The following is a 14,003-nucleotide window of genomic DNA, read 5'->3' on the forward strand; positions in this document are numbered from 1 at the left end:
GGTAATTGGCTGTATTCCGCCATTTTTCGTATTCCGACACGTTATTGTTATGAATCGTCATCGCAGCTGACCGCACTTGAGCGGCAAGCTCCTCCGGGGAAATGCATGAATATCCCGGGACACACGAAGACAAGAGAGGGAAACAATGACAGCAGCAACCCAGCCGGCAACCCCGGCCAACAACAACGAACCGGTGCGTGTGAACCACACCGCCCGCAACATCATCATCACCATCGTGGTCGTGGCCATCATCGCGGTGGCCGCGTTCTTCGGCTACCGCGCCTTCGCCGGTGCCAACGAGTCCGCAGCCAAGGGCAGCAAGGACAACCCGGTCAAGATCGGCGTGGTCGGCGCCACCGATCCCGAATGGGTCCTCTTCAAGCAGAAGGCCGAGAAGGCCGGCATCTACGTGGACATCGTGGACTTCCAGGATTACACCTCCGAGAACCCGGCGCTCGATTCCGGCGAACTTGACCTGAACGAGTTCCAGCACCTGCTCTACCTGGCCAACTACAACGTGAGCAACAACAAGGATCTCCAGCCCATCGGCGGCACCGCCATCTACCCGCTGGGCGTCTACTCCACCAAGGTCAAGGACATCAAGGACATCCAGCAGGGTGCCACCGTAACCATCCCGAACGATGAGACCAACCAGGCCCGCGCCATCGGCGTGCTCAAGGCCGCCGGCCTCGTGACCCTCAAGGGCGACTGGACCGCGTTCTCCACGCCGGCCGACATCGACGAGGCCAAGAGCAAGGTCAAGGTGACCCCGCTCAAGGCCGAACAGGTGGCCACCACGCTGAAGGACCCGACCATCGCAGCCGGTGTGATCAACAACGACTACGTCGCTGATGCGGGCCTCGACCCGAAGGATGCCATCTATCAGGACGACGCCGAATCCGAGGAGGCCCGTCCGTACATCAACGTGTGGGTCGCCCGCAAGGCTGACGTGAACAACGAGACCTACAAGAAGCTCGTCGACATCTTCCACGAGCAGGACGTGCTTGACGCGCTGCAGGAGAAGTCCGGCGGCACTGCGGTCTTCGCCGATAAGTTCAGCGCTCAGGAGCTTCAGGGCTTCCTCGCCGACATCGAGAAGGACGCCAAGGCCAAGTAAGCGCCGCTACACGGGCGGTGGCGTCATGGGTGATCGAACTTGTGCGTCATCCATTGCGATTATCCGCCGTCCGGGTACGATGGTTTGCCGTTACCGGCGGCAGATTCCACGGGCGGGACGGAACATGGATTCCGCCCGCCCGTCATCATGCCATATGGCATTTGCAATTGATACAACAACCAGGGAGCACCATGAGCGACCCCATCATCACGTTCGATCACGTGGTCAAGGAATTCAAGGTCCGCGGGCGCAATGCCGGCGTGGCCCGCGCGGTTGATGATGTGAGCTTGACCATCAACCGGGGCGACATCTTCGGCATCATCGGCTATTCCGGCGCAGGCAAATCCACGCTGGTCCGTCTGATCAACGCGCTCGAACGGCCCACCAGCGGCACGGTGACCGTGCTCGGTACGGATATCACGGGGATGAGCGAATCGAAGCTGCGGCCCATCCGCCAGAAAATCGGTATGATCTTCCAGCAGTTCAACCTGTTCTCCACGAAAACCGTGGCGCAGAACATCGCGTATCCGCTCCAGCTTGACCATTGGCGTAAGGATTACCAGGATCGCCGTGTGGCGGAATTGCTGGAATTCGTCGGCCTGTCCGAGCATGCCGACAAATATCCTTCGCAGCTTTCCGGCGGCCAGAAACAACGTGTCGGCATCGCCCGTGCACTCGCCACCAATCCGGAGATCCTGCTCGCCGACGAGGCCACCAGCGCGCTCGATCCGGAAACCACCACCGAGGTGCTCGCTTTGCTGAAGCGCGTGAATGCGGAGTTCGGCATCACCATCGTGCTCATCACCCACCAGATGAACGTGGTCCAGCAGATCGCGGACCGCGTGGCGGTGATGAGCTCGGGCCGTGTGGTCGAATCCGGAGATGTCTACGACGTATTCGCCGCGCCCCAGCAACCGGTCACCAAGCGATTCATCGCAACCGCACTGTCCGGGTTGCCTGAGGAGAGTCGCGTGGAGCGGCTGCATGCCGAATGGTCCGGCCGCATCGTCACCGTGCTCATCCGCCAGAAGGACGTGTCCGACGAGGGCAGCGGCCGTACGATCGCCGCCTCCGGACAGAACATCTCCGGACTCATCGCCAAGCACGGCATCGAGTCGAGCCTGCTCTACGGCGGCATCGACACCGTGCGTGGCTCCGCCATCGGCGCCATCACCTACGAATTCAAGGGAGGGGAGCGTGAGGTGGGAGACTTCCTCGCCGAACTCGCCCTCAACAGCGACGTCATCGATTTCGGCACCGCGGCCCGGCCCGTGGCTTACGCCGATGCCGTAGCCGGATACGCGCCCGAATCATCGGAAGGAGCACAGGCATGATCACCCTCGCCAATTCCAACAGCGACTGGAACGTTCTCAAGCCCTTGCTGTTCCAGTCCATCGGCCAGACGCTCACCATGGTGCTCATCACCCTGGTGGTGGGCGGATTCCTCGGACTCATCCTCGGCGTGGTGCTCTACGGCACCCGCCCCGGCAACCTGTTCGAGAACGCTGTGGTCTACCGCATCCTGGACGTCATCGTCAACATCGTGCGTCCCATTCCGTTCATCATCTTCCTCGCCGCCATGCAGCCGCTCACCATCGTGGTGGTCGGCACCTCGATAGGCACCGTGGCGGCCATCTTCCCGATGGTGGTGATGTGCACTTTCGCCACCTCGCGTCTGGTGGAGCAGAACCTGGTGCCGGTCGATCCGGGCATGATCGAAGCCGCGCGTTCGATGGGTGCCAGCAAGCTCACCATCATCCGCACGGTGCTTATCCCCGAGGCTTTGGCCCCGCTCATCCTGGCCTACGCCTTCCTGTTCATCGGCGTCCTCGACATGTCCGCGATGGCCGGATACATCGGCGGCGGCGGTCTGGGTAACTTCGCCATCGCCTATGGCTACCAGAAGTTCGATCAGACCGTGACCTGGACCGCCGTGGTCATCATGATCGTGCTGGTTCAGGTGGTGCAGGGCATCGCCAACGCCATCGCCAAGCGACTGCTCAAGCGCCAGCAATGACCGTAGTCGGCGAATTTCGGCTGAAACGGCGTGCAGCAATGCCGTGGGCGGATAACCCGCGGCGCGCTGTTGTGAGACGGCGGGCGGTTGATTGACGATTCGCCCGCTGTTTCGCCAACAACTATGAGACATTACAGAACATATGACATCATTAGTGGTCCGTCTCGTAATTGGTTGAGTGGTGTTGGCCCCCTCTGACGAGGGGGCTGTCAGCGAAGCTGACTGGGGGAGAGAACAAGCTGAATCCCTCAATTAATTGTGTGAGACGGACCACTAGAATCGGCAACTATGAGTGAACACATTGAGATCGATCCCGAACTCGTCACCATCCGTCACTATCTGCACGCCCATCCCGAGCTCGGATTCAAGGAATACGACACTTCCATCTATCTGGCTGATCAGCTCAAGAGCCATGGCATCGAGGTCCTCGAGAATCCGATGGAGACCGGTGTCGTGGGACTAATCCAAGGTGAAGCCGGTCCGGGACCGCGTATCGCGCTGAGGGCCGACATCGACGGATTGCCGGTCGCCGAAGCCTCAGGACTGGACTTCGCCTCGGTCAATGCAGGCGTGATGCATGCGTGCGGCCATGATCTGCATATGACCGGCCTGCTCGGCGTAGCCTTCTGGCTCGCCGAGCATCGCGACCGGTTCGCCGGTTCGATCAAGATCGTCTTCCAGCCCAGCGAGGAGACCGGTCGGGGAGCCCGCGCGGTGATCGATGCCGGTCTCGTGGATGATGTGGACGCCATCATCGGCACGCATAACAATCCGAACTATGCGCCCGGCCAGCTGGCCATCGGCACCGAGCCCATGATGGCCGGTTGCGTGAAGTTCCATGTGAATCTGCACGCACAGGGCACCCACGCCGGATACCCATACAAGGGCACCGGTCCGCTCGAGGCATTGGCCAGCATGATCCTGAGCCTGCAGACCATCGTGAGCCGCAATGTGACGCCATTCCATCCGCTGGTGCTTTCGGTGACCGCAGTGCACGGAGGCGATGTGTGGAACGTGGTGCCTGCCGAGGCCGGGTTCCAAGGCACGGTCCGGTACTTCCACAAGGAGGATGGCGAGCTGGTGGGGCGTCGATTCAAGGAGATCGTCCATCACACCGCCGAGGCGTACGACATCAAAGCCGATGTGGATTGGGACGACTTCCAGGATCCGCTCGTCTCCGACCCCGACCTGGCCAAGGCTGTGGCAGCCGATGTGCACGAGTACGCCCAGCTCGAGCCGATTCGTCAATCCATGGCGGGGGAGGACTTCTGCGAATTCGGCAAAGTCACCCGTCTGGTGTTCGCTTTCGTGGGTTCGAATGGTCAGGAAGGCTGCGCCGACTGGCACAGCCCGCACTTTGTCGGCTTGGATGAAGCAATCCCGACCTTTGTGAACTTCTATGTCAACGCCGCCTTGCGCGTGATCGAAAAGCTGCGCTGAGCTGAGCGGTGCCGGCGCTACACTGGAGAACCATGACACAGCTTCGTTTTGCACTCGCCCAGATTGACACCTGCGTCGGCGCGCTTGACGCCAATGCCGCCAAGGTGCTTGACTATTCCCGTAAGGCCGCCGCAGGCGACGCCCAAGTGGTCGTATTTCCGGAGATGACGCTTACGGGATACCCCATAGAGGATCTGGCGCTGCGCCGCACGTTCCGACAGGCCGCATGGGTCAAGGCCAATGAACTTGCCGAACAGCTCGCCCAGGAAGGTCTGGGCGGTCTGTTCGTGGTCGTGGGCACCGTCGGCACTGACCATGCCACGAGCAAGCCACGCAACCGACTGGTCGTACTGCACGAGGGCGTGGTCTGGGCCGGCTATGACAAGCATTTCCTGCCCAACTACGGCGTCTTCGACGAATTCCGCATCTTCTCGTCGGGCGATCGCTCCCTCACTCTGGACGTGAACGGCGCCACCATCGGCGTGGCCATCTGCGAGGACATCTGGCAGGATGGCGGCCCGGTGGCCGATCTGGCCGGCAAGGGCATCGACCTGCTGCTCACCATCAATGGTTCGCCATATGAGGAGGGCAAAACCCACACCCGTCTCGAACTCGCGCAGCGTCGGGCCGCGGAGGTCAAGGCGCCGGTCATCTACCTCAACCAGGTCGGCGGTCAGGACGACCTCGTGTTCGACGGCGGCAGCTTTGTGGTGGATGCCGACGGCACCCTGATCGAGCGCAGCCCGATGTTCATGGAGAATCTGACCTTCTGGGATTTCGACTCGCAAGCGAGCCATCAGACGAAGGCATCCATCGCCGACTTGCCCGACCCTGACGAAGAGATCTACACCGCCTGCGTGCTCGGTCTCAAGGACTACATGGCGAAGAACCATTTCACCGGCGTCACGCTGGGCCTGTCCGGCGGCATCGATTCCGCGCTGGTGGCCGCGATGGCCGCCGACGCCTGCGGCGGGGAGAACGTGTGGGGCATTTCCATGCCCTCGATGTACTCCTCAGACGGCTCCAAGGACGACGCCGCCGAACTGGCGAAGAACATCGGCGCCCATTATGAGGTGCAGCCCATCGAACCATTGTTCAACGCATACCAGCAGCATCTGCATCTCGAGGGCGTGTCCGCCGAGAACCTCCAGGCCCGCATCCGCGGTGTCATTGTAATGGCCAGTTCCAATTCACGCGGACTGCTCGCAGTGGCAACCGGCAACAAGTCGGAGCTCGCCTGCGGGTACTCGACCATCTATGGCGACGCCGTGGGCGGCTATGCCCCCATCAAGGATCTGCTGAAGACACGTGTCTGGGAAGTCAGCCGTTGGCGCAATCGCGCCGCGGCTGCCGGCGTGGGCATCGGCGGACTGAAGATCGTGGGCAACGAGGAGGGCAGCGCGGGTGTGCCGCTGAAGAACGGCGTGATGATTCCGGTCGCATCCATCGAGAAGGCCCCGTCTGCCGAGTTGCGCCCTGGTCAGAAGGATTCCGATTCCCTGCCCGAATACGCTTTGCTCGACAAGGTGCTCGCCGCCTATATCGAACATGCGCATGGCCGTGCCGATCTGTTGGCGGACGGGTTCGATGAGACCACGGTCGACACCGTGATGCGTCTGGTGGACCGTGCCGAATGGAAGCGGCGTCAGTATCCGCTCGGACCCAAGGTCACAGCCCTCGCATTCGGGCGCGACCGTCGTCTGCCCGTCACCAACGCCTTCCGCGAGTGATGGATGTACTGTGGATGTGCGGGATTTCGATATGCGGGTAGAAAGGGGACACCATGAGTGACAACAACAAGCAATGGTATTTCAACATGGTCAAAGGCAAGGCCGAGCTCGGTCCCATATCGCCGATCGAGCAGCGAATGGGCCCGTACAAGACCAAGGAGGATGCCGAGCATGCCTGGGATATCGTGACCGACCGCAATGCCAAGTGGGAGGAACAGGATCGCCGTTGGCGCGGTGAAGGATATCGTCGCTGATTCCACGGGGGCGCGAGGCTGTGAGAGGCGCCGGAGGGGCTGGGGCGGATTCGGTCCGCCTGTGGCTGCTCCGGCGCATTTATGTGGCAATTGCAGGACGAGTTTTCCAGCAGAGCAGGATGATGGGCTAGGTGTTTCATCCACGAACTATCAGCATAGGACGCCAGTGGCCGCAACATGTCCGCATAGTGAATAAACGCTCATGGATACATACCGCCATGAGCGTTTTTCGTAGGTGTTGGCATCTCGCGGACATGTTGGACCGGCCCAAAAGCGTTGGAATGATAACGCTCACAAGTGAATGTGAGATAGCTCACGCATGAATTCAGCCTTTCATAAGAATGTGCAAACTACACTGAACATTAATGGTTCCGTGAAGATGCGAAACCGCAACCCCATTAAAGGAGTGACATGACCGCAGTAGAGAATGCCGCTGTCTCCCAGGAGGAGCTCGAGGCCAAGGCGTGGGATGGCTTCGCCGAAGGCAATTGGCAGAAGGACATTGACGTCCGCGACTTCATCCAGAAGAACTACACCCCGTACGAGGGCGACGAATCGTTCCTGGCCCCCGCCACCGAGAAGACCAAGCATCTGTGGAAGTACCTTGATGACAACTATCTGGCCGTGGAGCGCAAGCAGCGTGTCTACGACGTGGATACCCACACCCCGGCCGACATCGACGCATTCCCGGCCGGCTACATCGAGTCCCCGGAGGTCGACAACGTGATCGTCGGCCTGCAGACCGATGTCCCGTGCAAGCGTGCCATGATGCCGAACGGCGGTTGGCGCATGGTCGAGCAGGCCATCAAGGAAGCCGGCAAGGAGCCGGATCCGGAGATCAAGAAGATCTTCACCAAGTACCGCAAGACCCACAACGACGGCGTCTTCGGCGTCTACACCAAGCAGATCAAGGTCGCCCGCCACAACAAGATCCTCACCGGTCTGCCGGATGCCTACGGCCGTGGCCGCATCATCGGCGACTACCGTCGTGTGGCCCTGTACGGCGTCAACAAGCTGATCGCCTTCAAGAAGCGCGACAAGGACTCCGTGCCGTACCGCAACGACTTCACCGAGCCGGAGATCGAGCACTGGATCCGCTTCCGCGAGGAGCACGACGAGCAGATCAAGGCCCTGAAGAAGCTCATCAACCTCGGCAACGAGTACGGCCTCGACCTGTCCCGTCCGGCTCAGAACGCTCAGGAAGCCGTGCAGTGGACCTACATGGGCTACCTGGCCTCCATCAAGTCCCAGGATGGCGCCGCCATGTCCTTCGGCCGCAACTCCGCCTTCCTCGACTGCTTCATCGAGCGCGACCTCAAGGCCGGCAAGATCACCGAGACCGACGCCCAGGAGCTCATCGACAACATCGTCATGAAGCTGCGCATCGTGCGCTTCCTGCGTACCAAGGACTACGACAACATCTTCTCCGGCGACCCGTACTGGGCGACCTGGTCCGATGCCGGTTTCGGCGATGACGGACGCCCGCTGGTCACCAAGACCTCCTTCCGTCTGCTCAACACCCTGACTCTTGAGCACCTTGGACCTGGCCCGGAGCCGAACATCACCATCTTCTGGGATCCGAAGCTGCCGGAAGGCTACAAGCGCTTCTGCGCCAAGATCTCCATCGACACCTCGGCCATCCAGTACGAGTCCGACAAGGAGATTCGCTCCCACTGGGGCGACGACGCCGCCATCGCATGCTGCGTCTCCCCGATGCGTGTGGGCAAGCAGATGCAGTTCTTCGCCGCCCGCGTGAACTCCGCCAAGGCCCTGCTGTACGCCATCAACGGCGGCCGCGACGAGATGACCGGCATGCAGGTCATCGACAAGGGCGTCATCGACCCGATCAAGCCCGAGGCCGACGGCTCCCTGGATTACGAGAAGGTCAAGAACAACTACGAGAAGGCTCTCGAATGGCTGTCCGAGACCTACGTCATGGCGCTGAACATCATCCACTACATGCACGATAAGTACGCCTACGAGTCCATCGAGATGGCCCTGCATGACAAGGAGGTATACCGCACCCTCGGTTGCGGCATGTCCGGTCTGTCCATCGCCGCCGACTCCCTGGCCGCCATCAAGTACGCCAAGGTCTACCCGATCACCAACGCAGAGGCCAAGAACCTCGAAGGCCACGAGTACGAGTACGTCGAAGGCGCCGATGACGATCTGGTAGTGGGCTACCGCACCGACGGCGAGTTCCCGATCTACGGCAACGACGACGACCGCGCCGATGACATCGCCAAGTGGGTCGTCTCCACTGTGATGGGCCAGGTCAAGCGTCTGCCCGTCTACCGTGGCGCAGTGCCGACCCAGTCCATCCTGACCATCACCTCCAACGTGGAGTACGGCAAGAACACCGGTTCCTTCCCGTCCGGCCACAAGAAGGGCACCCCGTACGCTCCGGGCGCCAACCCGGAGAACGGCATGGACTCCCACGGCATGCTGCCGTCCATGTTCTCCGTCGGCAAGATTGACTACAACGACGCCCTTGACGGCATCTCGCTGACCAACACCATCACCCCCGATGGCCTCGGCCGCGACGAGGACGAGCGCATCGGCAACCTGGTCGGCATCCTCGACGCCGGCAACGGCCACGGTCTCTACCACGCCAACATCAACGTGCTGCGCAAGGAGACCATGGAGGACGCCGTCGAGCACCCGGAGAAGTACCCGCACCTGACCGTGCGCGTCTCCGGCTACGCGGTGAACTTCGTCAAGCTCACCAAGGAGCAGCAGCTCGACGTGATCTCCCGCACCTTCCACCAGGGTGCCGTCACCGACTGATTCGAGGTGACACCACCGGTAACACGGTAGAGCAATGAAGGGGTGGGCGAAGTCCCACCCCTTCTTTATGGCCCGCCCCTGCACTTCCCTCAGGAGCGAAGCCATTACGAAAATGGCGAAGGGAAGAAACGTCGGCATGTGGATGGGGTTTCCCGATGCCGACTTGATGAACAAGAACCCCTAACACCTGTAAGAACTCAATAGGCTCTCGCAATAGACTCTCGCATCTTTTTCAAGGAACAGGAGGACAATGATGCCCGGAGACCAGTTCCGCACCACCACGCGCCACATGCTGCGCGAATCCAAGACCTATGCCTCCCAGACGCTGATGGGAGGCCTGTCCGGCTTTGAATCACCGATCGGACTCGACCGGCGTGACCGTATCAAGGCGCTTAAATCAGGGGATATCGGTTTCGTTCATTCGTGGGACATCAACACCTCCGTGGATGGACCGGGAACCCGCATGACCGTGTTCATGTCCGGCTGCCCACTGCGCTGCCAGTACTGCCAGAACCCGGATACCTGGAAGATGCGTGACGGCAAGCCCGTCTATCTGGATGCCATGATCAAAAAAGTGGACCGGTACAAGGACCTGTTCAAAGCGACCCATGGCGGCATCACCTTCTCCGGTGGCGAGTCGATGATGCAGCCGGCGTTCGTCTCGCGCGTCTTCCATGCAGCCAAGGAGATGGGCGTGCACACCTGTCTTGACACCTCCGGGTTCCTGAACACCAACTACACCGATGAGATGCTCGAAGACATCGATCTGTGCCTGCTCGACGTGAAATCCGGCGATGAGGAGACCTATCACAAGGTCACCGGCGGTACATTGCAACCCACCATCGACTTCGGCCAGCGACTCGCCAAGGCGGGCAAGAAGATCTGGGTGCGGTTCGTGCTGGTTCCGGGTCTGACCGACTCCGAGGAAAACGTCGAGAATGTGGCCCGAATCTGCGAGACCTTCGGCGACGCCGTGGAACATATCGACGTGCTCGGCTTCCACCAGCTCGGCCGTCCGAAGTGGCACGAGCTGCGCATTCCATATCCGCTGGAGAATCAGAAGGGTCCGAATGCGGCGACTCGTGAACGTGTGGCCAACCAGTTCAAGGACCACGGCTTCACCGTCTACTGACGGCGATGGCGCCGGCGACATGGCCGAGGGAAATGTGCTTCAATACCGAATTCCCGGTGAACAGACCGTAGTCTGGTAGGTATGGCCAGCATCTACGTGTTTCCTGCGGGCTCGCCCAATGATGGGCGGCTCCTTCGGCCCCAAGGTGTGCCTGATGAGCTGTGGGCGGCGGTCGAATCGGTGAACGCCATGCCTCATCTTCCCGGCGTCCGATATCGGGAGATTCCTGTGCCCTCCACGTTGGCCGACTACGGCATCGGCGTGGAGCTGGAGGCAGGACATGCCCGTTTCGGCGATGCCGGTGCTGCTGCCCATGCGGCTGCCGACATGTCCGGCTTCCCGCCGGACGTGGGCACCGGATGGGTGATGGTGCTCTACTGCCATGAGCCCCGTGCGGAATGGGGCTCGCGGTGGAGGTGTGTGGCCTTCGCACGGCTTCCGCTCGCCCCTGCCGAGAACGATTCGCTGGCTCCTGAAATGTATTGGGACGGCATGTGCGATCATCTGGTGAACATGGACCCTGATTCCCTCTCCGGCACGGTGACCGTCAACCAGAACACCTCGTTCGGAGGCATTGCCGCCCGTGCCAGCGCCGGATGCGAGATACGGGTTTCATGGACGCCGCTTGACGTCGTCGGTGCGGACGGTACTATGGACGCCGGCGCACAAGTGAATGCTTGGGCCGCATTCATGGCATCCGTTGTTCGGAGCGAGGAGGATGACGACAGGTGAGCGATGTCTACGACACTCAGCCACGGCTATTGAAAGAACCCCGTGGGGGAGTGCCCGATGTCATTGCGACACTTGATCAATACCACCGGGCCTGCGAGTCATTGGCCAATGCCTCCGGCTCGTTGGCCGCCGACGCCGAACGCGCCTCCGGATTCCGCTATGGCCATGAGGATTGGCTGATCCAGTTCAAGCGCGAAGGCGCGGGCATCATCCTGCTTGACCCTATCGCCTTGACCCAGGCCGGGGCGGATTGGGCCGCATTCAATCAGGCTGTCGGACAATCGACATGGATTCTGCACGACTCCCTGATGGACCTGCCGGGATTCGCCGATATCGGTCTCAAGCCCCAAGGATTGTTCGACACGGAGATCGCCGCACGGTTGTTGGGCATGCATCGCTTCGGCCTGGCCGCGGTCACCGAACGGTATCTGGGCATCACGTTGGCCAAGGAGCATTCCGCCGCTGATTGGTCATACCGTCCGTTGCCCCGTGATTGGCGCAACTATGCGGCGCTCGACGTCGAAGTGCTCATCGAGTTGGAAACCTTGATGCGCCGTGACCTCAAAGCATCAGGCAAAGAGGAATGGGCGAACGAGGAATTCGATTACGCGTTGCGCAAGGGCATGGAGCCCAAGAAACCACACCCCGTGCCGTGGATGCGCATCTCCCGCATAACGGAGCTGAGTCGTGACCGGCAGGCCCTGGCCATAGCGAAATCACTATGGGAGGAGCGTGACCGGCTCGCGCGGCACTATGACATCGCCCCCAGCCTTCTGCTGGCCGATTCTTCCATCATCGAGGCCGCACAGAAAAAACCGCGTAACGCTGCGCAATTCCGTATGATCCGTTCGCTCAACGAGCGCGTACGTATTCACACCGGGACCGAACAGGACAAAATGTTCGAACGGTACGCCCCGATTCAGCGTGCCGTCAAACCCAAGACATGGAAGACCGCCATCGACAGGGCTATGGCGCTCAAACCCGGTCAATGGCCGCAGATGCCCGTGCCGGATCAGGATGAGAATGGCCTGATCAACGCGCCACGATCCATGCGCCTGTGGAAGCAACGGCATCCTGATCGTTATGAACGGTTGCAGCGGGTGCGCAAGGTCGTCAATCAGATCGCGGTGGATACACGTACCCCGGCTGAGATCGTCATCAAACCTCAGATCGTGCGCAACCTATGCTGGGCGGAGGATGCTGCGAATTTGGATGTCGAAGTATTCCTGCGCGAACAGGGCGCACGGGACTGGCAGGTGCGTCTTATTGCACCGTCCGTAAGTGGCGCTATCATGTAGAGGTTGCCTTAACGGCAGATGTATAAGATTCAACGACTTTTGAGGAGTCATTAGCGTGAAGATCAGCGTTCGTAACCTCGAGCCCACCAAGGTGAAGCTCACCATCACCGTCGACCCGGAAGAGCTTGACCCGTTCCTGGACAAGGCTCGCAAGGAAATCGCCAAGCAGGTGAACGTTCCCGGCTTCCGTAAGGGCCACGTGCCCGGCAAGATCATCGACCAGCGCATCGGTTTCGCTGCTGTCGCCGGCGAGGCCGTGAACGACGCCGTGCCGGAGCTGTACTCCAAGGCTCTCGAGGAGAAGCAGATCCACCCGATGGATCAGCCGGAGTTCGATGTGCAGGATGTTCCGCAGTCCGCCAAGGATGAGACCAAGCTGAAGTTCACCGCCACCGTGGAACGTCGCCCCGACTTCGAGCTGCCTGAGGTCGAGGGTATGGAGATCGCCATCTCCAAGCCGGAAGTCAAGGATGAGGACGTCGACAAGCGTCTTGAGGCTCTGCGCCAGCGCTTCGGCACCCTGGTCGGCGTGGACCGTCCGGCCGGCAAGGGCGATTTCGCCAACATCGACCTGAGCGCCGAGATCGACGGCGAGGTTGTCGACTCCCAGGAAGGCGTGAGCTACGAGCTCGGCTCCAACACCATGCTCGACGGTCTGGATGAGGCTCTGGACGGCCTGTCCGCCGGCGAAGAGACCACCTTCGAAGGCACGCTGGAAGCCGGCGAGCACGAAGGCCAGAAGGCTCAGGTCAAGGTCAAGGTCAACTCCGTCAAGGCCGAGGAGCTGCCGGAGCTGAACGACGAGTTCGCTTCCGAGGCTTCCGAGTTCGATACTCTGGACGAGCTCAAGGCCGACATCCGCAAGGCCGCCGGTCAGGACGCCGAAGGCCGTCAGGCCACCGAGGCCCGCGACGCCTTCATCGCGAAGCTGCAGGAAGGCCTCGAGATCCCGGTGCCGAAGGGCGTCAAGGCCAAGATGATCGAAGAGCAGCTCAAGGGCATGACCCCGGACCCGGAGAAGGCCACCGACGAGCAGAAGGCCGAAGCCGAGAAGAACGTGGAGAAGGATTTGCGCGACCAGATGGTTCTCGACGCTCTGGCCCAGAAGCTGGACGTCAAGGTCTCCCAGGCCGACGTGTTCAACTTCCTCGCCTCCATCGCCCAGCAGTACGGCATGGATCCGAACGCCTTCATCCAGGCCATCATCAAGAACGGCCAGCTTGGCTCCGCCGTCCAGGAAGTCGGCCGCTCCAAGGGCCTGCTCGCCGGTATGCGCGCCGTCAAGTTCACCGCCGACGGCGAGGTCGTCGACCTCTCCGGCTTCCTGGGTGAGGCTGCCGAGGATGAGGAATCCGAGTCCGTCGAGGCCGCTTCCGCAGCCGCTGCCGTTGCCGACGAGCTGTCCAAGTCCGACGAGGACAAGGCTGCCGACGCCGAGTGAGCATGACCGTCTCGCAATAGCGTGATCGCTGGAGCGTGACTGTTCGAGCCCGGAA

11 protein-coding genes are annotated in these 14,003 nt (G+C 61.2%); all 11 read left to right on the forward strand.

Annotated features, from left to right (window positions below; all coding sequences use genetic code 11):
* Nucleotides 1-145 precede the first annotated feature (145 nt).
* The 11 genes from BW09_RS06005 to tig all read left to right on the forward strand — a co-directional run bounded on the left by BW09_RS06005 (nt 146) and on the right by tig (nt 13,948).
* On the forward strand, nt 146-1,117 hold the full coding sequence (locus BW09_RS06005) for a MetQ/NlpA family ABC transporter substrate-binding protein (protein ID WP_044088445.1): 972 nt from the start codon (nt 146-148) through the stop codon (nt 1,115-1,117).
* Between the two features lie 191 nt (nt 1,118-1,308).
* Nucleotides 1,309-2,451 carry a methionine ABC transporter ATP-binding protein gene (locus BW09_RS06010; RefSeq protein WP_044088444.1) on the forward strand — a complete coding sequence of 381 codons (1,143 nt, stop codon included), beginning with the start codon at nt 1,309-1,311 and terminating at the stop codon, nt 2,449-2,451.
* Nucleotides 2,448-3,134, forward strand: coding sequence for a methionine ABC transporter permease (locus BW09_RS06015; RefSeq protein WP_044088442.1), 687 nt, complete (start codon nt 2,448-2,450; stop codon nt 3,132-3,134). The genes BW09_RS06010 and BW09_RS06015 overlap by 4 nt, the downstream gene beginning before the upstream one ends.
* Before the next feature lie 288 nt (nt 3,135-3,422).
* Nucleotides 3,423-4,574 (forward strand): M20 family metallopeptidase, encoded by a 1,152-nt coding sequence (locus BW09_RS06020; protein WP_140462850.1) that lies wholly within the window; start codon nt 3,423-3,425, stop codon nt 4,572-4,574.
* A gap of 32 nt (nt 4,575-4,606) precedes the next feature.
* Complete coding sequence (locus BW09_RS06025) at nt 4,607-6,304, forward strand: NAD+ synthase (RefSeq protein WP_140462851.1); 1,698 nt, start codon at nt 4,607-4,609, stop codon at nt 6,302-6,304.
* A 53-nt stretch (nt 6,305-6,357) separates the two neighbouring features.
* Entirely contained in the window at nt 6,358-6,558 is a 201-nt protein-coding gene (locus BW09_RS06030; RefSeq protein ID WP_140462852.1) for a hypothetical protein, read from the forward strand.
* A gap of 411 nt (nt 6,559-6,969) precedes the next feature.
* The gene (gene pflB / locus BW09_RS06035) at nt 6,970-9,345 is read left to right on the forward strand and encodes a formate C-acetyltransferase (RefSeq protein ID WP_140462853.1); all 2,376 of its coding nucleotides are present in this window, start codon (nt 6,970-6,972) and stop codon (nt 9,343-9,345) included.
* A gap of 250 nt (nt 9,346-9,595) precedes the next feature.
* Nucleotides 9,596-10,477, forward strand: coding sequence for a pyruvate formate-lyase-activating protein (gene pflA, locus BW09_RS06040; protein WP_140462854.1), 882 nt, complete (start codon nt 9,596-9,598; stop codon nt 10,475-10,477).
* Nucleotides 10,478-10,558: 81 nt separating this feature from the next.
* Entirely contained in the window at nt 10,559-11,209 is a 651-nt protein-coding gene (locus tag BW09_RS06045) for a DUF3000 family protein (RefSeq protein WP_140462855.1), read from the forward strand.
* Nucleotides 11,206-12,507, forward strand: coding sequence for an HRDC domain-containing protein (locus BW09_RS06050; protein WP_140462856.1), 1,302 nt, complete (start codon nt 11,206-11,208; stop codon nt 12,505-12,507). Before BW09_RS06045 ends, BW09_RS06050 begins: the two co-directional genes overlap by 4 nt.
* A gap of 55 nt (nt 12,508-12,562) precedes the next feature.
* A complete protein-coding gene (tig, locus tag BW09_RS06055; protein WP_140462857.1) occupies nt 12,563-13,948 on the forward strand; it encodes a trigger factor in 1,386 nt (461 codons plus the stop codon).
* Nucleotides 13,949-14,003 lie beyond the last annotated feature (55 nt).

The sequence above is a fragment of the Bifidobacterium sp. UTCIF-1 genome (assembly GCF_006408915.1).
Lineage (GTDB): Bacteria > Actinomycetota > Actinomycetes > Actinomycetales > Bifidobacteriaceae > Bifidobacterium > Bifidobacterium reuteri.

Excerpts from the sequence above, each read along its gene's own strand:
- BW09_RS06005 (WP_044088445.1), top strand. The coding sequence starts at position 146 with ATGACAGCAGCAACCCAGCCGGCAACCCCGGCCAACAACAACGAACCG.
- BW09_RS06010 (WP_044088444.1), top strand. The coding sequence starts at position 1,309 with ATGAGCGACCCCATCATCACGTTCGATCACGTGGTCAAGGAATTCAAG.
- BW09_RS06015 (WP_044088442.1), top strand. The coding sequence starts at position 2,448 with ATGATCACCCTCGCCAATTCCAACAGCGACTGGAACGTTCTCAAGCCC.
- BW09_RS06020 (WP_140462850.1), top strand. The coding sequence starts at position 3,423 with ATGAGTGAACACATTGAGATCGATCCCGAACTCGTCACCATCCGTCAC.
- BW09_RS06025 (WP_140462851.1), top strand. The coding sequence starts at position 4,607 with ATGACACAGCTTCGTTTTGCACTCGCCCAGATTGACACCTGCGTCGGC.
- BW09_RS06030 (WP_140462852.1), top strand. The coding sequence starts at position 6,358 with ATGAGTGACAACAACAAGCAATGGTATTTCAACATGGTCAAAGGCAAG.
- pflB (WP_140462853.1), top strand. The coding sequence starts at position 6,970 with ATGACCGCAGTAGAGAATGCCGCTGTCTCCCAGGAGGAGCTCGAGGCC.
- pflA (WP_140462854.1), top strand. The coding sequence starts at position 9,596 with ATGATGCCCGGAGACCAGTTCCGCACCACCACGCGCCACATGCTGCGC.
- BW09_RS06045 (WP_140462855.1), top strand. The coding sequence starts at position 10,559 with ATGGCCAGCATCTACGTGTTTCCTGCGGGCTCGCCCAATGATGGGCGG.